We start from the raw sequence: 20,368 nt of genomic DNA on the forward strand, positions 1-20,368 counted from the left end.
AAACTGAGTTATATAAAACATACCCAATTCATGAAAAACCTACTAACAATACTCATGCTTATAGCCTCAATACAATTGTGTGCCCAAAAGTCTGATCGAATTGAGCGTATTAAAAATCAGCTAGAATTATTGGCAATAGACAATTCAGAATTAAATGAAAATTTAAAACTGGAATTTAATGTTAACAATGTTACACTTCCTAATTTCTTATTGGCCATTTCCAAGGTTCATAACCTAAACATGTCAATTTCACCAGATATACAAAACCTTACCATTGTCAATAATTTCAGTAATGTTACTGTAAGTGACCTTTTGGTGTATCTATGCAAAGAGTACTACTTAGATATTGAATTTACAGGTAACATCCTTTCGATAAAAAAATATCTTGAACCTATTGAACCTCCTATAGAAAAGGTTATTCAAGTTGCTTATAACGCCAATGATTTGATAAGTTTAGACTTGAAAAAAGACCCCTTAGGTAAGGTATTTAGAAAAATCATGGACCTGTCTGGGAAGAATCTATTATTTTCAAATGGCTTAGAAACAAAACCTTTAAATATTTACCTTTCAAACGTTCCATTTGAAATGGCTATGGAAAAATTAGCAGCAACAAATGGCCTTGCATTTAGTAAGACAAAGGACGGATTTTACTTATTTGACGCTATTGATGAAATATCTACAAATGCTATAAATTCCAATCAACGCTTGATATTTAATAATTTAGGGTATCAAGTTATAGATACCTTAAGACAAAAATTAGATGTTGACTTAAAAAACACATCAATTGCAGCTCTTATAAAGGGCCTAAAACAAGACCTTAAATTGAACATTTATACAGCTTCTCCACTTAGTGAAGCAGGCAATGTTACTTTTAATGCCAAAAATATTACGTTTGATGAACTTTTAGATCATGTTTTTACAGGAAAAGTTTCCCAAGCAAATACACAACTGGTTTCTGGCAATAGTTTATCCAATAGAAATTCCAGACAAACTGAAGTTCAGCCCCAGCAAGACAATTCTAAAAATTTCACATTTAAAAAACAGGACAATATTTATTTTTTAGGCACCGCCGATCAATTAAGTTTAAGAAAAGTAGAAGTCATTCAATTAATGCACCGCTCAGTTGAATTGTTGGGCAACCCTTCCCAAGTAAAAGGTTCTCGATCTTCAGGTAGAACAAATGAAGGTAGCGTTAATTATTTTGGAACTAATGGAAATACTAACTATCAACAGAATACCTTAGGCAATCAACGTAATATCAATACACAATCATCAAGCAATTTTGGACAATATCAAGATGGTGCTGAAGCTATTGTTAGCATTATACCAGATGAAATTAAATCCGATTTGGATATTAAGGTAGATTACGAACTGAATAGTTTTTTGGTAAGTGGCCCTGCCTCTAATATTAATCGCTTTAAAAAATTTTTAAAAGAAATTGACAAACCTGTACCAGTTGTACTTATAGAGGTCATGATCATTGAAGTTAAAAAATCCGCATCGGTAGAAACGGGAATAAGTTGGGGAATTGGGGAGGCTCCGGTAAATACCCAAGGAAAACTATTTCCTTCTACAGATATAACTTTAGGAGCAAACACCGTTAATAAAATTATTGGTGGATTTGATGGTTTTGGGTCTTTCAACATGGGTAAGGTAATACCTGATTTTTTTGCCAATATTAAAGCAATGGAAGCTAATGGTAATTTAAAAATTCGCTCATCGCCAAAATTATCTACGTTAAATGGACACAGAGCAAATTTGTCAATAGGCGAAACTACTTATTACGTAGTTACCAACCAGAATTTTTTTGGTTCACAAATTCCTACAACATCTGAGGTTCGTAATTATTTGCCAATCGATGCAGAATTAGCTATTGGTATAAAACCCTTGGTTTCTGGTGATGGACAAGTAACATTGGATATCAATGTTATACAATCAGATTTTAATGGTGAACGAATTGAAGACGATGCACCTCCTGGATTGACATCAAGAGAATTTAGCTCAATTATACGCATGCAGAACCAAGATTTGGCAATTTTAGGTGGATTAGAAGAAAAAGTAAAGAATGATTCTGGTAATGGTGTCCCCCTATTATCCAGAATTCCTGTAATAAAGTGGCTTTTTAGTCAAAGAAAAAGAGAAGATGTAAAGCAGAAACTAACTATCCTCATTAAGCCAACAGTAATCTACTAATGCTAAATAAAATTAAACAACATATTATTGAAGGCTCAATTTTTGCAGGCTTGGAAATCAATAGTTCTGAGAAAGGCGAAACGTACAACTTCATTGAAATTAAAAAATATAATTCTGAACTGATAATTTCAAAAAGTTATGTGTTTTTTAAAATGAAGGATATAAAACTATATCTTAAAAAAACAACCCCTCTTTTTGTTTCTATTAATAATAATTCCGTTTTAACTAAACAAATCTCAAACTCCAGTACCACCACGGATACTGCAAAAGTCAATCAAGCTTTTCCGAACTTAGACAGTAATGATTTCTATTGGGAGCTAATACAGAAATCTGAAAACACTGTAATATCCATTGTTCGTAAAGAAATTGTTGAATCAATTATTTTAAGTTTAAAGCAATTAGACCTTGTACCATTCCAATTCTCATTAGGAATATCCAGTATAATAAACTTAGCCCCCTTCATAAAAAATGAATCAGTATTCTTAAACAATTATAAGGTAATATTTGATAACCAAAGAATAATTGAATTTAAAAATATACCGAGCATAGAAGAAACTCTTTACTCTATAAATGGTTTGGAAATACCCAATTCCCATTTGTTATCGTTTGCTCAAATTTTAGGATTCATTAATCATAAAAGACAACAGATTAATTTTAAGGAGAAAAATGACCAATTAAGAAATCATACATTTAACGAAAGAATATTTCAACAAGTCACTAAAAGTACTTTAATATTTTTTGCAGTAATCTTATTAATTAATTTCGTTTTTTACCAGCATTACTTTAATAAAATTGCTGAATTAGATTCGACTATTATTGCCCATAGTTCCCAGAAAGAAAATCTAATTACATTAGAAAATTCAATTAATAAAATACAAGATAGAGTAGAAACATTATCAATTTCTACTAATTCTAAATGCACCTTTTATTTAGATGTATTAGGGCAATCAATTCCTCAAACAATATTATTGAACAATATCAAATTTCAACCCATTTTAAAAAGTGTTCAGAAGAAAAAACCCGTTATTGTTGAAAAAAACATAATTGAAGTCTCTGGTCTAACAAAAGACGCCAATGGTTTTTCTAAATGGATTGAACAATTAGAATCTTTCCATTGGATTCTATCGGTAGAAACTTTAGATTTTGAATTCGTAAACTCCAACACTTCTAAATTTTTAATTGAAATAAAAACCAATGATCAATAAAAAAAATAAACTTTTGTTGTTGAGTATTGGAATTCTATTAATAGCAAGCTATTATTTAGCAATAAAAAATACATTTCAATTAAAAAATGAATATTCTATACTGAAGCGTAAATCAGAACAATTTAAAAATATACCATTAAAACTTGGTATTCTAAATCAGAAAAAAGTCTTCTATGATTCAATCCTTGATAAAATGGATTTAAATGACACATCCATTCAAAATAATTTAATTAGGACAATTAATCAAGAAGCAAAGAAATATAGCGTAAAAGTGATGGATTTGAATCCGCCACATCAATTTCAACTGGAAAATACAATTGAATATACATACAGCTTTGATTTGGACGGTAATTTTACTGATATTCTCAAAATATTATATGAATTAGAAAAACGAGGAAACTTTGGGGAAATCATACATTTAGAATTTGATAAAAAGAAAAATTATAAAACTGGAAGTAATCATTTAAATGCAAGTGTATTATTGCAACTCCATAAGTAAACAATTCATATTTTTTAAGTAACTTCAAATTTATTAACCAAAGTGAACACAAAACTGAACACGTTTTGGAACACAATTTTTAAGTTGAGCGACTTTAAACAGCCTATAAATAGGTGATTTCATAACTTATACGGGAGTTCATAACCCGGAGGTCGGGGGATCGTGCCCCCCTCTCGCTACTAAGATTAAATTCTTTACAAACAGCGGTTTAGTGTTCACTAAACCGTTTTTTTTATGTCTATTTTTCTGATAGTCTTAAGAACCGTACGAAAAATTTAGACAGTTTAGAAATACTTTTTTTATAGAATCTTGGTGTTTTTTTTGCTTGGAGGCCCAATTACCAAAAAAGATGCTCTAAAAAATGAACATGTTCTTTTGAGAAGTTTTTGTATTTTCAATGGTGTCGAAGTCTGAAGCTTCACCGCGTATAGTAACCTTAATTCTCTCTTTTGTTCATTCTAGTTATATCAACAATTTACTGAGAATCAAACTTAAAACGTAGATAAAACAGACTGAACAATGAAAAATAAAATATTAAAAATCTCAGTATTTATATGTGTGATTTTTTTAAATGCCTGTAAAACTGAGAAATCTGAAATTACTGAGAACGATTTTTCATCAGAAGAAAACGTATACCTTGGATACAAACCACCAGGACTAGTTCCTGAACTTTTTATTCCTGAAAAGAGTACTTCTACTGATTGGACGTTAGGAAATGTGGAATCTTTGGATATGAATGAGTTTTACTTTACTTACACAGGGAACAACCCGTTTGAGGATCCTGTAGTTGTGTATAGAAATGAAGGTAGTTCTTACCGTGTAAACAAGTATAGTTTCAAACATAATCCTAGCGATAGTAATATCTTATATTCCAGATGGAATTACATAGAACGTACAGGTAATGGTTGGTCAAAAATAAAAAGTCTAGGTCCAATGTTTGAGAGGGAAGATTGGGGCATTATGGTGATGTCGGTATCCTCTAAAGGCACTTTTGTCTTTGATGACTATAAAAGTAATGACGTAATCCGAATGTCAAGAATTATAGACGGTAAGCGTGAAGAACCAAAATTACTCGGTAAGCATATCAACACAGGTAAATGGACATGCCACCCCTTTATAGCACCAGATGAATCCTTTTTAATATGGGGTAGTGAGCGAGAAGATGGATATGGCAAGTCTGATAACTATATTAGTTTTCGGCAACTAGATGATTCATGGGGCCCTGCCATTAATATGGGAGATAAGATAAATTCAGAGCTCGAAGAAAATGGAGCTTTTTTAACGTTGGATGGAAAGTATTTGCTTTTTTCAAGGCATGAAGAAAAAGTCAGGGAGAATGGTAGTACCTATTGGGAATCCAATAAATATTGGGTTGATGCCAAGATTATTGAAACCCTTAGACCTCAAAAATGATTTCGTGCAAGAACTGATAAGAGTGTGAGAATATATTCGCAACTACTCAAATAGGTAACTGTTGGCAACCATAAATAACGACAACGAAATAAATTATCTTCCAAATAGAGATTTAAAAACTAATATGATCTATGACCAAATATCATTTTAAAAGACAAATTGTATATAGTTTATTCATATTGGTATTTTATAATTCTTGTGATGGACAAGTCAAAACTGAATCCGTAAATGATTTAAAAAAAACAGATACAAGTACTATTGGATCACCTAAACTTTTAAAAATACAAGGTTCTGGATTAAGTAAAAATGTGCATTGTAGCCTCAAGGATAAGCAAGGAAATCTTTGGTTTGGCACTACTGGGGATGGTGTTTATTGTTATGATGGCGAATTTTTCACTCAATTTACCATTAAAGACGGTCTAAGTAATAATTTTGTTTACTCTATTTTAGAAGATAATGATGGAAATATTTGGTTTGGAACTAGTGATGGTATATCTAAGTTTGATGGGGAGAATATTGTACCTGTTCCATTAGAAACAACAGACCCAAATAATACATTAACCGGTAATTTAGATTCAAGAATTACAATTGGGGCTATTATGCAGAGTAAAAATGGAACACTTTGGTTTGGCACTAATAAAGGAGTATATAATTATAAAGAGAACTTGTTCTCTGCTTTTCTCAATAATAAAAGCATTGTAAATAAGAATGGTCTGCACCTTACATCGGTAGAGCGAATGTTAGAAGATAGAAACGGAAATATCTGGTTCTGTTCGGGTATGGAAGGCTTAGAAGGTATTAGCCGTTACGATGGAAAATTCATAACCAATTATAAACCAAATGGTGATGTTTGGGTACCATATTTATTAGAGGACAAAACAGGAAACATTTGGTTCTCGGGAAGAAGTCACGGTTATTTTCGTTATAATGGAAAAACTTTTACAGATTTTACAGAGAATATTGGATTTAGTTTAATTAAAGAAGATAAAGCTGAAAAGATTTGTCTTGAAGAAAAAGTCGGATTTGGTCCAATGTTAGAAGACAAAGCAGGAAATATTTGGTTCACAGGAAAGATGAGTAGGTTTGGAGGTTCAGGAGGAATATGGCGTTATGATGGAAAATCATGTACAAATTTTACCCAAGATGGGTTTGAAGATTATCAGATTTGGTCTATGGTAGAGGATAAAGCAGGAAATATCTGGATAGGAACCAACAATACAGGTTTGTTTCGTTTCAATGGAAAAACCTTTTCTGAATTTTCAGAGAAAGCGCCTAAGTAATAATAATGTATTATGTACTGTAAAAGATAACGGTGAAAATCTGTGGTTGGGGACTTGTTTTAACAATCAAAACTTTGGCGCCCGCTAATGACGTATAAAAAATAAGTCAAATTTAATTACCATTAAGTTCTCCCCTACTCAATCCATAAGCGTTTTATTAAAAAAAATCTCCAATGTTCTCGTTCGAACAGACTTCACTCGAACGCAGCTGTTACGTAAAACAATTTGTGACTTTTTATCTAAAGTATGGCCGTGACCGAAAAAAAGTAAAAATGTGAAAATGTATGTCTTGTATATACTGGGACTTAAAAATAGAAACCACTTTAAAAGAGTTTAAGGTACATATAAAAGGTTCGTGGCCATTGCCTAGGTCTGGGTTCCAATACGCTTGCTAATAATATGTATAATCCTTGCTGACCGAATTTTCAACGGAAAATCTTCGTATTTTTAATATGCTTATCTTAATATGAACTGTTACCTGTAAGCTAAAAAACACCTGTAACAATCATCAAACTAGTGCATATTACCATGGACACTAATTCAAAAATAAAGCGATTAACAATATTGATTACTTGTATTATTCTATCCACTATATCTTATGGACAGACTTCTATAAAAAATATAAACCTTAAAGCTGGAAAATATAAAGTAGGTTTCAAACACTATACAATTAATGATTGTACGAGAACATACAGAATTCATAATGATTTCAATAACCAACTTATTGAGAGACCAATTCCAATTAGTATTTGGTATCCATCGAAAATTGAAAATAATAGTTCCAAACAGCTAACCGTATTAAATTATTTAGAGATTTTAAAAGAAGAGGAAGAATGGAATGACTTGCCAAATTATTTTTTATTGGATTGGTTCCCTTACTTATGGAACACACCTGAAAATAAAGCTCATCTTTCTGAAAAAGTTACTGCTTTTTCAAATTCATATTTTTTAATCGGAAATTTCCCGGTTATAGTTTATGCACCAAGTTACCAAGCCTCATCAATTGAAAATTTTGCACTATTTGAATATTTAGCTAGTAATGGTTTTGTAATCATATCAAGTCCTTCAAGAGGAACAGAAACTAGATGGTTAGAAGGTGGATCTTCAAAAGATATGGAAACACAATCTAGAGATGTGGAAGTTCTTTTAAAAGAAATTAATAAATACGAAAATATAGATGTAGATAGAATAGCACTTATGGGATTTAGCTTTGGTGGCCTATCCAATGTCATTACGGTTATGAAAAACAAGAATGTAAGTGCAATTGTGAGCTTAGATGGAACGGAAAGATATAATTACGCTATATTAGAAAAATCACCTTTTTTTAATTTAGAAAAGTTTTCTGTTCCATATATCCATTTTGCACAAAAAGAAATTCCTGAAGAAGTTTTGAATAGTGATAAAATTCCTGCCGAATTGAATTACAAATTCCAATTATATGACTCCTTGAAATATAGTGAAGCTTACAGCTTTAGATTTCACGACCTATCTCATTCTTATTTTAGCTCTTTCGGTGTTTTATTCGCTAACAGAGATCAAAGACAAGACAAGAGCGATGATAAAATTATGGTTTCCTATAAACTAATGTCGGAACATACCTTACAGTTTTTAAATGCGGTTTTAAAAAATGAAAAGAATGCAAAGGAGTATATTGAAAATAGCCCAGTTAAAAATGGATTTTCTGAATCGTTGTTTTCAAAAAAAATGAAACAAGCCGTAACGAAGGAGTTCGATTATAAAGATTTTAACGATTTGGCGTTAGACCAAGGGTATCAAAATTTAATTCCGTTATATAAAAGAACAATTGCCATACATCCAAATCTTGAACTTCAAGAAGGAATGCTTAACACGTTAGGTTTACGACTTTCATTTAATCCTAAAAAGTTAGAACAAGGTGTTAATGTCTTTTTGTTAGCTTTATACATATATCCGAAATCAGCAAATCTATATGATAGTTTAGCTGAAGGTTATTTCTATAATAATGATTTTGAAAATGCTATTTCCAATTATAAAAAGTCTTTGGTACTAAATCCTGAAAATCAAAATGCAATTAATAGATTAAAACAACTTCAGGAATAGAGCCAGCATGTAACCGTGTAAACAAAATATAAGCGGTATTGAGGTAATATAAAGGGTTATGGCTTGTATCAAACTTTGTGCTTAATTGAAAAGATAGGTTGTAAAATCGTCTACTTTTCATACTCAGGACCATTGTAAACTATTAAACGGAACTATGAAAAAATCGATCTTAACAAATTTAATTGCAATTTTACTGTGTTTTTTATCAACTCAATTGCAAGGTCAAGAATCTTGGATAGACACTTCTATTCATAGTGGATTAATAGAATTAAAAACAGAATACACTTTTAAAACCTTGGTTTCAAATGATTCAATTAAAACCACAGCAGAAACTCTTAAGAACTTATACAAGGCTAAACTATATTTTGACAAAATTTTTCAGACTGATTTAGATTTCGCTGTCCTATTCATTGAAAATAGAAAGTGGAATAAACATGCTTATTTTCCTCCACCTGGTTTACCACAAGCTGGAAAAGGCAATGTAATCCTAGGGCTGGATAAATCAATAGTTTCTTTAGAAGTAGAAAAAATGATTTTTCAATTACCTGAACAGTATTTGGCTTTATTAAAACCTGTTTATGGAGAAAATATAAATTTAGACCTATTTTATCGAGAGACCTTATCAATTCACGAATTAGCTCATCTTTATCATTTTAAAGAAGGTACTAAGCCTCAAAGAAAGTGGTTACAAGAATTATTTGCGACATTGAGTATGTATTCTTTCATAAAAGATAAAGCAAATCCATCTTATCAGTTGATGAATGCGTATCCTGAATTCGTAATTCAATCGGGAGATAGAATGGCCGAATTTAAAACTCTCAAAGATTTTGAAGAAAAATATGTTCAAAAGCTAACACCTCAAAACTATGAATGGTATCAAATGCAACTCTATCGAAACGCAAAGTTAATTTTGGATTCAAATAAGACCGAGATTTTAATAAAACTTCGAGATTTTTTAATAAATACAGACTTAAGTAAAACAAGAGCCTTCAGTAACTCGGAATTAACAACTCGATTAGAAAAAGAAGTTGGAAAAGAAATAGCTGATATTTTAACTAACTGGAAATATAAATAACAATTATCAATAATGTATAACCGTAATGACTTCGGATTTGACTACGCCCTACTCCACACGGAATTGCCAATATCAGTCCATACCGAAAATTAACGTTTATTATTCCGTAACTAGCGTTGTACATTATCGTTAACCTTCATTTTGACCAACCACTAAACCAATGATAAAATTCTTTAAAAAAATTAGGCAAAATTTACTGTCAGAAGGAAAAACGGGAAAGTACCTTAAATATGCCGTTGGCGAAATTATGCTTGTCGTAATTGGAATTCTAGTTGCATTATATATTAACAATTGGAATGAAAACCAAAAAGAAGAAAAGAGTGAAGTATTAATACTCAAATCTCTTCAAAAAGACTTTATTGAGAACAAAAAAATATATTCAGATATAGTTGATAATCAGATGCTTGTTGTTGATAACTGTAAGTCACTTATAGAATGTTTGGAAAGAAAAGATTTAAAATACAAGAGAGATTCTATTATTTCCTTTATCTATTATGGAGCTTTTAATTATTATAGAGCAGAACCTATCTTAGGTAGTTATCAAGCTTTGATCGGAAGTGGAGATTTAAAAATATTAAAAAGCGAAACTCTTAAATCAAAATTAGCGTTCTTCTCATCTGAAATAAATCAAGGATTTGAAGATGAAACATTATCCATGAATTTACTGAATACACTACATTATGAATTTAAATCAATTGGAACGTTATTTTTAGATAATAGAATTAGAAATACTATTGGTTTAAGCAAGGTTAAAAAAAATATAGAGTTACAGGATAAAAAATTAATAGAGTTATATCAAAACCCAAATATTTTACACCCGTTAGCTATGAAAACAGGTGTTGAAAATAATAGATTAAAATTGTATGTTAAAATGTTAGAATACTCCAGTGAGATATTAAATTTGCTTGAGTCTGAACTGGAAGAAAAAAAATAACGAAAGCACAATAACGTAAATAAGACATACTTAGTAATTGTTAATTAAAAAGTTTAGTGCTTAATACAAAGACCGCCAAGTTTTTTATGTTTGGTTCTGCATTTGCCAGTAAATCAAGTGCCATTTTTATATTAAGGTTTATACACAAGTCTCTTCCACAACATTAAAGTAACGATAAGTACATAATTTAAAATTTCTGTGAGTAGAAACCTGATGCAAACTATACATTTACCGGTGGCAACCATAGGAAAAAATCAAGAAAGAACATTAACTTTGACTTGTGCTAAGTCAAATAAGAAATAGTGTATTTTCCAAAATCCTTTGGAGCTTAATTGGACTTCATTTGCTCAATATCAGTGTTGACAATGCAGACCCAAATCCTGAATATATACCTGAAGATTTATCATTTAATGACCAGGAAAGTATTATTGAAATAGTAATTGAGAAGGTTCTGGGTTATGAAGATGCTATTAAAGAATATGATGATCAAGATACAGAGGACCATAACAAAAAAACAAGCATTAAAATTGATTTAACAACGCATTCAATGGTTGTTAATACTATTAATCCTTTGCTATTAAAAGCGGCAAGACAAAAATTTCCAGAATATACCACCAATTTAACAACCGGCTTTTACAAGCTCGATATTCCACCACCAAAGATTTGATTTGTTTTACGACTTGACTTATTCTCACCTATTTAATAGTAGTGGGATAATCCTATAATGCTTAAAAACAAATTAAAATGTATTTAAAAAAATCATTGGTGCTCTTTATAGTATTGGCATCAACAACAAAAACAATTGCACAAATTTTAAAAACTAAAAAAGACATTCTCTATATTCAACAAACAGAAGCTAATCGGCAGCCCGACAAAGTTTTACATGCTGAACCGCTCTATATAGACCTAATTCGTGATTTAGGAGCTAGAAAAGGAGAAAAGGAATGGAACTTAGGCCTAGGTTTGACTGATAACGTAAAATTTGATGCTTATGAAGCGTTAATTGAATATGAATGGGCACCTATTGACAGGCTCGGGTTAGAAATTGAATTACCATTTACTTTTTATGCACCACAAAGTGGAATAGATAGAGATTCAATTCCTCCCAATAGATTAAATAGTATTAAACTAGCAACACAATGGTCATTCTTCGTTAGTGAACCTATGGCAACATCTATGGCGATCGGATACATCAACGAGTTTGAACTTTCAGACTTCAGGAATTTTGGGAGTCCATTTATAAAAGGTAACGTTTACAATCCGTTTTTGGTAATTGCAAAACGTTGGGGAAATAACTTTCATTCATTGATTTATACTGGACCAATGATAGAACAGAATTTCAGTAGCAATAAATTTCATACGACATATGATATCAATACAAGTTTTCATTATATGATAACCGGTACCCGAAATTTCATAGGGGTCGAATTTAATAAAACAATGGACAGTGGTGACTTTGATATGACAGTACGACCTCAAATGAGGTTGGGAATTGCGGACAACTTGCTGGTTGGTATTGTTGCAGGAATACCCGTATATAGAGAAAATGAAAGATTCAGTTCTTTTGTACGGCTAATATGGGAACCAAAGCATAAACATGAGTAAATACACCCAAAACGTTTAAAAAATAGCGGTTTAGATTTGTATCTAAACCGCTTTTATTTCTAATTTGATTATATTGTTTTCTAGATATAAGTGTTTGGTTGTACACTATGTTTTACATATAAACCTTTGTAGTTAACTTAAAAAGCTAAATTGGAAATTAGAGAAGCCCATAAAAGTGATTTTACTATTTCTACTGACAGAAAGAAATTAGATATTGATAGTATTCACAATTTTCTTGCAAAGGAAACGGACTGGAGTAATAATATTCCAAAGAACACCCTGAAAACTTCTATTGAAAACTCATTGAATTTTGGGCTATATTACAAAAACAAACAAATAGGGTTTGCGCGGATAATTTCTGACTATGCAACTATTGCCTATTTAGGCGATGTCTATATTTTAAAGGAATATAGAGGAAAAGGATTAAGCAAATGGCTGATCAATGAAATTATGGAGCATCCTAATCTTCAAGGATTAAGGAGATGGATTCTATTAACAAATACAGCTGAATGGCTTTATAAAAAATTTGGTTTTAAGGAATTACCACATCCAGAATTTTATATGGAGAAACATGACCCCAATGTTTACAACAAATAATAAAACAATGTCTAAAACATAAAGATAATCGCTCAATTTTTGGGTTCAACCACAAGCAGTTGCAAGGCAATTACAATTAATTTTTTGGTTAATATAAATCCTAACAAATAAGCGATCAACAATACTTAAACAAGAATTTTGTACTTCTTATGAACAACCACTAAACCCATGATAAAATTCTTTAGAAAAATTCGCCAAAACTTACTTTCAGAAGGCAAAACGGAAAAGTATCTTAAATATGCCATTGGTGAAATTGTGCTTGTCGTTATCGGTATTTTAATCGCACTTCAGATAAATAATTGGAATGAGAAACGTAAAATTAATAATGCGGAAATTGAAATTCTTCAAAACCTAAAAACGGAATTGAGATATAATCTTAAAGACCTCGAAAATATAAACAAACAACATAAATCTGAATTTGAAGATGGTCTTTTTATTTTAAAATTATTTGGTACGGATATTTCTTCCTTTGCAGAATCAACATTGGATTCCCTTATGTCTAATGCTTTTGCAGGATATTCCTTTGAAGCAAAAGATGGGTATATCAAATCTCTAATTGCATCAAACAAAATTGATTATCTACAAAACGCAGAATTGAAATCCTACATTTCTTCTTTTGAATCTATGGTTATTGATGCTAATCAAGAAGATGGCTACGTTAGAAAACTACTAAATGAACGTTTTTGGCCAGCTACGGATGGTAAAATAAGCGCATTAAATAGTATCTCATCAACAGAAACGTATAAAGAATTTCCAAAAGGAACTTACCCATCAGATTATAAATGGTTCTTTAATAATCGTGAAGTAGAAGATATAACAGCCAATATTTTTGCTTGGAAAAAAGAGAATGTAATAGATGAACAAGCTCTTATAGTGAAGATTAAAAGAATGATTGAGATTATTAATATCGAATTAAATGAAAAATAAAAGAAGTTTATCTAGGGCTATGAAAAATGGTTAATGCGGTTGGTACAGGGAAAATTCTACAGATTTTAGCTTGCCCTTTTCTAATAACTTAATTTTTACCAGGCAAAACCAACCTTACTAGAAATGTAATGCCTAATGGGTAAAGTTAAAGGCATTTCATAACCCTCAAAACAACGAAACCAACTAAGAAATAATAGGTCATAGAATTAGTATTGATAATAGAACTGATCCTTACAACCTTATAATCCGCTAAACCAAGAGTCACTTGTAATAAGCTTTTCTACAACTTAAAAGTGATATTATCATTTTCAGTTATTGTTTTAGGTCAGGCGATCCTAAATAACATGTGAAGATTTCCCTACTGTGATTCTTAATTATATGTTTATTTAAAATTATGGTCCAAAATCAGTTGGTTTTATAATCATAAAGTTTTAATGAAAGTTCGTTTAACTTACCTTTAGAGTCTTCTTTTAAAAAATGCTTTTCCAAAAGATGAAAACCAGTGTACTCTTTATCATACTAATGTATATGTTTCCTTTTTGGAGTATAGGACAAAATCTATCTCCACCAATACAACATTACAGTAGCTATGAATACAATGCCGCTAGTAAAAATTGGGGCATAACAATGGATAATAATGGAGAGTTATATGTGGCCAACAATAATGGCCTTTTACATTTTAATGGGGAAAATTGGACCTTGAACAAATTACCCAATAAGACAATAATTCGTTCAACTGCTTATGTAGATGGTAAGATTTTTACAGGCTCTTATGAAGAGTTCGGGTATTGGAAAATGAATGCTTACGGCTCTTTGGAATATACCTCTTTAACCCATTTAATCACTGACCATGAATTTACGAACGAAGAATTTTGGCAAATTATACAACTGGACAATGCCATAATTTTTAGGTCTTTCTCAACCATTTATCTGTATAAGGACAATGATATTCAAGTATTGGATGCTCCCTTCGTCGTTACCAATATTGCAAAGCACAATGGTCAGATTATAGTTGCCGGCGAACAACGAAAACTTTTTTACATTAAGGATAATGAATTGGCCCCTTATGTATCTCACGATATTTTAGAAGGCAAGACCATTATAGATATGGTTTCCTTTGGAGAAAATTTATTGATTGGCACCAAACTGAACGGATGTTTTTTGCTTGTAAATGGTCAAGTTCAAGTATTGGATGACTCTATAAACAAAGAATTAAAAGAGCATCAATTAAATAAAGTATTGGTTATTGACCAAAACACTCTAGCTTTTGGTACGATTAAAAACGGAATCTACACCTACAATATCAAGCACAATACCTTCCAAAACCTGAATAAAGCGCTAGGGCTTCAGAATAATACGGTTTTGGCCATGTTACAGTTTAAGGAACAATTATGGTTAGGCCTTGATAATGGCTTGGACAAAATACAATTGAAAAATCCAATTACCTATTACACGGACCACTCTGGAGTTTTAGGAACAGTTTATGATCTTGTAGACCATAATGGACAACTTTATTTAGGGAGTAATACAGGTATTTACTATTTTAAAGAAAACCAATTACAATTTGTACCCGGCTCCCAAGGTCATGTTTGGGATTTGGAAATTATTGACGGTGATCTCTTTTGTGGGCACAATACGGGTACTTTCATTTTAAAAAACGGTAAGTTGACCAAAGTGTCAGATATTTCTGGGGGCTACCAAATAGCAAAGGTTCCCGAAACAAGATCTTCCTATATTCAAGGTACTTATACGGGTCTGGCCAGCTTTAAGAAAGATGAAAACGGAGATTGGATCACTAGTAGGGTCTCTGGTATAGATTTTCCCGTTAAGCAATTTTGTTTTGAAAATGCTACAAATATTTGGGCCGCTCATCCATATAAAGGTCTGTTTAAAATAAAAATGGACAATACCCACACAAAAGTATTGTCGTTTACGGAAATAAAAACAGGTTCTATTCCCAACACCTACAATATAAAATTATATAATATTAAAAATCAGATCGTATTATCAAGCGAAGGCAATTGGTACAAATATGATCCTATCTCAGATGTTATTTTGGAGTTTGATGAGTTTAAGGAGTTTAAAAATATGGATCTTGTAAACTACAATGCATCAAACTATTGGTTTTTTGATAATGATAACCAGAAAAAAATAATCCATACCGACCTAATCGATAATCAATTTACCTTGGATGATGCCCAACTTAGAAAAAGATTGGCCATAGAAACCAAGACCATTGTTAATTACAATGATTCCATATATTATTTTACCCTAACGGACGGCTTTGGAAAACTAAATCTTAACCAATTTGAAAATGAGCTAAAAAATGTAGAGCTACCAACTCCCAGATTAAGTTCATTCAAAGATGAAAACACCACCTATACAATAACTAATTCCAATTTTAAAATTCCCTATAACCAATCTAAATCCTTGGGTATTAATTTTTCCGCCGGTAGTTTTAAACAGTATACCTATTATTATGAACTTAAGGGTGCAATTGATCAATCCAACTATTTGGACAATGGTTCCATAAATCTCCAAAATCTACCTTTTGGTGAATATACCTTACAAATACATACAGTAAGTATAGGAAATGAACTTTCGGCTCCAAGAATAATAGATTTCAAAATTTTAAGACCATGGTATTTTTCCAATTGGAGCTTATTTGGCTATTTAGTATTAATCATTGCCGGTATTCTTTTAGTTCGTTGGTATAACAGGCGAAAATTGGCAAAAAAGCATAATCTACTAAAAATTAAAATGCAGCGGGAACAGGATGAGCGCTTGGCCCAAATGGAAAAAGAAAAATTAGAAAAAGAAATTAAAAGAAAACAGACCGAGCTTGCAAGGACTACCATGAGTGTGGCTAAGAAAAATGAACTGATTTTAGAACTTAAAGACCTTATTGCATTAAATCAAGAAGCATTTAGCAACAAACAGCGTTTTAGATCACTATCCAAAAAATTGGATAGCTCCATGAACGAAGATCAGGATTGGAAACATTTTGAAGTCAGTTTTAAAGAACTACATGAAGATTTTTTCGAAAATCTTTTAAAGAAGTATCCAAAGCTGACCCCTAAAGATCTGCGGTTATGCGCTTATCTCAAAATGAACCATACTACAAAAGAGATAGCTCCACTAATGGGAATATCCATTCGTGGTGTTGAGATCCATAGGTACCGTCTTCGTAAAAAATTGAACATTGACAGCTCCCAAAACCTTTCAAACTATCTAATAAAGTTTAAATAAAACAACATTACTCCTTAATCAAAACTACTTCAGGTATTAAGAGTGCGTTAATTATCTACATCATTACTACATCATTACGTTAATTTTTACTAGTAAAAATACGTATCCACTACTGCAAAAGCCCATAATTAAGGGTGTTCAGGCTACACATTATCTTGATGTACTTTTTATGTAGTTCTATATAATTCAACCGCTTCTTGTTTTGATAACTTGCTACTGAAATTAACAACTTGATAATTTTACAACTCAATTTTTAAACAATTATGAAAATAGGAATCAAATTTTTAACATTCTGCATTTTAATGACCCACTTGGCGGTTTTTGCGCAAAATGGAATTTCGGTTTCGGGAACTGTAACTGACAATGATGGTCAACCATTGCCAGGTGCCAGCATTATTATTAATGGTACTACTACAGGAACCCAAACTGATTTTGACGGTCTATATGCATTGAAAGATGTACCGGAAAATGGTACACTTGTTATCAGTTACATAGGATATGCAACACAAGAAATATCTGTAAACGGTCAGACAACTATCAATATTTCCTTGTCCGAGGATTCCCAAGCTTTGGATGAAGTGGTGGTCGTGGGTTATGGTACACAGAAAAAGGCGGATCTCACTGGATCCATTACGACCATTAAAACAGAAGATATCACTAGAACTCCTACTAGTGCGGCCATGCAATCCTTGCAAGGTAAGGTAGCCGGATTACAAGTTGTAAGCAGTGGTGCTCCCGGTACCGGACCAACAATTAGGGTTCGTGGTATTGGATCCTATGTAGGTGGCGCATCTGACCCTTTATATGTAGTCGACGGTACCTTTTTTGATGACATCGATTTTCTTAATACAGAGGATATAGAAACCATCTCTGTACTTAAAGATGCATCTGCTTCCGCAATTTATGGGGTCCGTGCAGCAAACGGTGTAGTATTGATCGAAACCAAATCGGGTAAGATCAACCAAAAACCGGAAATTACCTATAATGGGTACCAAGGGGTTCAAATAGCGCAAAATGTAGTTACCCTTTCCAATGCCGAACAGTTTGCAACTGTGGCAAGGGAATCTGGATCTGCCGCGGAAGCGCAGTCAATAGAAAATGCCATACAACGGTATGGTAGAAGTAGAATAAATCCTAACGTACCTAATGTCAATACAGATTGGTACGATTTAATCTTACGCCATGCCCTACAGCAGAACCACAGTATAGGTGTTGCCGGTGGTACGGAGTCCGTAACCTACTCATTGGGACTTAACTATTTTGAGCAAGAAGGTATTTTAAAAATGAAGAATGATTATGAGCGATTCAATATACGCTCTAAGGTCAATGTGGAAATTACCGATCGCTTGGATATAGGTATCTCTACCCTTTTTAGCAATGCTACTAGATATAGACCGGAAAACACGGCTTTTGCCTTGGCATATTATGCCACCCCCACCATGCCCGTTCTTGACCCATCAAAAACGGAAGCATATCCCAGACCATATGCAAATGCTCAGGATTTAGGATACAGAGGCACGCAGAATCCTTTTCCCGTAATGGAAAATACAGAAAACAGGGATAAGATTAGAAATACCTTGACTACAGTAGATTTAAACTATCAATTAATACCGGATAAACTAACGCTCAAGACTGCGTTTTATCACAACTTTGAAACTACGGAAACTAGGGAAGTACGCTTACCGTACTTTTTTGGAAATGGAAATGCGTTTAGGGAAAATGCAGAGTTGGTAAAAAGAAACCAAACTTTTTCCGAGCAAACATGGGACAATACGTTAACTTATGATGACAATTTTGGCAAACATAATTTAACCGCATTAGCAGGTACATCATATAGAAATAGATCGTATGAACAATTAGAGGCAAAAGGTCTTAACTTCCCTAATGGTCCTGGTATTGGCGATGAATCATATTTCTTGGATTTAGCAAAGACTATTGATGTAGACGGTGTAGGAGATGATGGTCTAAGACAATATTTTTTCTCATACTTTGGGCGTATTGCCTATAACTTTGATAGCAAATACCTTCTTTATGGTACGTTTAGGGCTGATGGCACCAGTAAATACCAAGAGAAATGGGGCTATTTTCCAACCGTTGGTGTAGGCTGGGTCGTTTCGGAAGAATCGTTCATGGAAAACAGCAATATCATTGACTTTTTGAAATTAAGAGCCAGTTGGGGCGAGTTAGGTAATGCCAACGTAGCGGCAAGCACCGGTGGCATAACTTCAACAGAGGTAGATGCCGCTTTTGGGGATGTTCGCTATCCGGGACTTGTAACCAGTAGTGATTTTGAAGCTTTAAAATGGGAGGTAACGGCCGAGACCAATGTAGGTTTGACCGCTAGATTATTCGATAATAAATTAACCATAGATTCTGATTACTTCGTAAGGGAAACCCGTGATGCTGTAATTCCGGTCTCTAGATTGTTAGTACCGGGCGAAACCAGACAGAACGTGGGCGTCATTAGAAACTCCGGTTTCGAAATAGTTGCCAATTGGAATCAGAAAGTATCGGACAACTTTAGCTTTAGTGTTGGGGGTAACTTCTCAACTCTTGATAATGAAGTACTTGACTTAGCGGGTCAAGAAAATCTAACTTCAGGTGGCGACACTGCCCAACGTACAGTTGTTGGCGGCACCATTAATCCCTTCTTTGGTTTACAAGTAGAAGGTGTTTATCAAACAGATGAAGAAATTCTATCAGATCCTGCAGCACAAGCTGCAATTGCTAATGGATTGACCGTAGCGCCCGGCGATTTAAAGTTCGTAGATCAGAATGGTGATACGGTAATCGATGCACAAGATAGAGTGGACCTTGGCTCCTATCTTCCAACGTATTCCTTCGGGTTCAATTTGGGAATGAACTACAAAGCATGGGATTTTAATTTAAATGTAATTGGTCAAGGCGGTAATGTCATCGCCAACCAAAAACGTTTCGCCATTCGCCAAACACCGGACGCCAACATAGATAGGGATTTCGCCGTAAATAGATGGAACGGCCCAGGGAGCACTAATAGTTACCCATCCGCAAGGGGAATTAGAAATCCTTGGAGCAACCAGTTTCTGAACAGCTTTTTTGTAGAAAAGGGAGATTTTGTGAGATTACAGAACGTAACCCTAGGGTATACGCTACCAAAGCTTAATAGCAAGTTCAATCCTGATATTAGATTCTATATCACCGCAGAGCGTCCATTGACATTCTTCAACTATAACGGATTTACCCCAGAAGTTTCAGATGGTAGGGATACCCAAACGTATCCTATACCCGGTGTGTACACATTTGGCGTAAATATTAAAATTTAAACATACAGCT

At 32.9% G+C, this 20,368-nt stretch carries 14 protein-coding genes; all 14 read left to right on the top strand.

The window, feature by feature from the left end:
• Window positions 1-30: 30 nt before the first annotated feature.
• The 14 genes from CHB68_RS12700 to CHB68_RS12765 all read left to right on the top strand — a co-directional run bounded on the left by CHB68_RS12700 (window position 31) and on the right by CHB68_RS12765 (window position 20,358).
• Window positions 31-2,193, top strand: a complete 2,163-nt coding sequence (locus tag CHB68_RS12700; RefSeq protein WP_089261290.1) for a type II secretion system protein GspD — start codon at window positions 31-33, stop codon at window positions 2,191-2,193.
• Complete coding sequence (locus tag CHB68_RS12705; protein ID WP_089261291.1) at window positions 2,193-3,398, top strand: hypothetical protein; 1,206 nt, start codon at window positions 2,193-2,195, stop codon at window positions 3,396-3,398. Before CHB68_RS12700 ends, CHB68_RS12705 begins: the two co-directional genes overlap by 1 nt.
• On the top strand, window positions 3,388-3,897 hold the full coding sequence (locus CHB68_RS12710; protein ID WP_089261292.1) for a hypothetical protein: 510 nt from the start codon (window positions 3,388-3,390) through the stop codon (window positions 3,895-3,897). The genes CHB68_RS12705 and CHB68_RS12710 overlap by 11 nt, the downstream gene beginning before the upstream one ends.
• 519 nt (window positions 3,898-4,416) lie before the next feature.
• Window positions 4,417-5,310: a hypothetical protein gene (locus CHB68_RS12715; protein ID WP_089261293.1), complete on the top strand. Its 894-nt coding sequence runs from the start codon at window positions 4,417-4,419 to the stop codon at window positions 5,308-5,310.
• A 131-nt stretch (window positions 5,311-5,441) separates the two neighbouring features.
• The gene (locus CHB68_RS12720) at window positions 5,442-6,590 is read left to right on the top strand and encodes a ligand-binding sensor domain-containing protein (RefSeq protein WP_089261294.1); all 1,149 of its coding nucleotides are present in this window, start codon (window positions 5,442-5,444) and stop codon (window positions 6,588-6,590) included.
• 528 nt (window positions 6,591-7,118) lie between these two features.
• Window positions 7,119-8,669: a tetratricopeptide repeat protein gene (locus CHB68_RS12725; protein ID WP_089261295.1), complete on the top strand. Its 1,551-nt coding sequence runs from the start codon at window positions 7,119-7,121 to the stop codon at window positions 8,667-8,669.
• A gap of 154 nt (window positions 8,670-8,823) precedes the next feature.
• Entirely contained in the window at window positions 8,824-9,744 is a 921-nt protein-coding gene (locus tag CHB68_RS12730) for a hypothetical protein (RefSeq protein WP_089261296.1), read from the top strand.
• A gap of 160 nt (window positions 9,745-9,904) precedes the next feature.
• Entirely contained in the window at window positions 9,905-10,678 is a 774-nt protein-coding gene (locus tag CHB68_RS12735) for a DUF6090 family protein (protein WP_089261297.1), read from the top strand.
• 280 nt (window positions 10,679-10,958) lie between these two features.
• On the top strand, window positions 10,959-11,345 hold the full coding sequence (locus CHB68_RS12740) for a hypothetical protein (protein WP_089261298.1): 387 nt from the start codon (window positions 10,959-10,961) through the stop codon (window positions 11,343-11,345).
• Window positions 11,346-11,422: 77 nt separating this feature from the next.
• Complete coding sequence (locus tag CHB68_RS12745; RefSeq protein WP_089261299.1) at window positions 11,423-12,283, top strand: HAEPLYID family protein; 861 nt, start codon at window positions 11,423-11,425, stop codon at window positions 12,281-12,283.
• A 150-nt stretch (window positions 12,284-12,433) separates the two neighbouring features.
• The gene (locus tag CHB68_RS12750) at window positions 12,434-12,880 is read left to right on the top strand and encodes a GNAT family N-acetyltransferase (RefSeq protein ID WP_089261300.1); all 447 of its coding nucleotides are present in this window, start codon (window positions 12,434-12,436) and stop codon (window positions 12,878-12,880) included.
• Between the two features lie 168 nt (window positions 12,881-13,048).
• On the top strand, window positions 13,049-13,807 hold the full coding sequence (locus CHB68_RS12755; protein WP_089261301.1) for a DUF6090 family protein: 759 nt from the start codon (window positions 13,049-13,051) through the stop codon (window positions 13,805-13,807).
• A gap of 492 nt (window positions 13,808-14,299) precedes the next feature.
• Window positions 14,300-17,056, top strand: a complete 2,757-nt coding sequence (locus CHB68_RS12760) for a helix-turn-helix and ligand-binding sensor domain-containing protein (protein ID WP_089261302.1) — start codon at window positions 14,300-14,302, stop codon at window positions 17,054-17,056.
• Window positions 17,057-17,319: 263 nt separating this feature from the next.
• Entirely contained in the window at window positions 17,320-20,358 is a 3,039-nt protein-coding gene (locus tag CHB68_RS12765; protein WP_089261303.1) for a SusC/RagA family TonB-linked outer membrane protein, read from the top strand.
• The last annotated feature ends 10 nt before the right edge of the window (window positions 20,359-20,368 follow it).

The organism is Maribacter sedimenticola, assembly GCF_900188415.1.
Taxonomy (GTDB): domain Bacteria; phylum Bacteroidota; class Bacteroidia; order Flavobacteriales; family Flavobacteriaceae; genus Maribacter; species Maribacter sedimenticola.

What these genes read in the sequence shown, in the direction of transcription:
- CHB68_RS12700 (WP_089261290.1), top strand. Translation starts at nt 31, where the DNA reads ATGAAAAACCTACTAACAATACTCATGCTTATAGCCTCAATACAATTG.
- CHB68_RS12705 (WP_089261291.1), top strand. Translation starts at nt 2,193, where the DNA reads ATGCTAAATAAAATTAAACAACATATTATTGAAGGCTCAATTTTTGCA.
- CHB68_RS12710 (WP_089261292.1), top strand. Translation starts at nt 3,388, where the DNA reads ATGATCAATAAAAAAAATAAACTTTTGTTGTTGAGTATTGGAATTCTA.
- CHB68_RS12715 (WP_089261293.1), top strand. Translation starts at nt 4,417, where the DNA reads ATGAAAAATAAAATATTAAAAATCTCAGTATTTATATGTGTGATTTTT.
- CHB68_RS12720 (WP_089261294.1), top strand. Translation starts at nt 5,442, where the DNA reads ATGACCAAATATCATTTTAAAAGACAAATTGTATATAGTTTATTCATA.
- CHB68_RS12725 (WP_089261295.1), top strand. Translation starts at nt 7,119, where the DNA reads ATGGACACTAATTCAAAAATAAAGCGATTAACAATATTGATTACTTGT.
- CHB68_RS12730 (WP_089261296.1), top strand. Translation starts at nt 8,824, where the DNA reads ATGAAAAAATCGATCTTAACAAATTTAATTGCAATTTTACTGTGTTTT.
- CHB68_RS12735 (WP_089261297.1), top strand. Translation starts at nt 9,905, where the DNA reads ATGATAAAATTCTTTAAAAAAATTAGGCAAAATTTACTGTCAGAAGGA.
- CHB68_RS12745 (WP_089261299.1), top strand. Translation starts at nt 11,423, where the DNA reads ATGTATTTAAAAAAATCATTGGTGCTCTTTATAGTATTGGCATCAACA.
- CHB68_RS12755 (WP_089261301.1), top strand. Translation starts at nt 13,049, where the DNA reads ATGATAAAATTCTTTAGAAAAATTCGCCAAAACTTACTTTCAGAAGGC.
- CHB68_RS12760 (WP_089261302.1), top strand. Translation starts at nt 14,300, where the DNA reads ATGAAAACCAGTGTACTCTTTATCATACTAATGTATATGTTTCCTTTT.
- CHB68_RS12765 (WP_089261303.1), top strand. Translation starts at nt 17,320, where the DNA reads ATGAAAATAGGAATCAAATTTTTAACATTCTGCATTTTAATGACCCAC.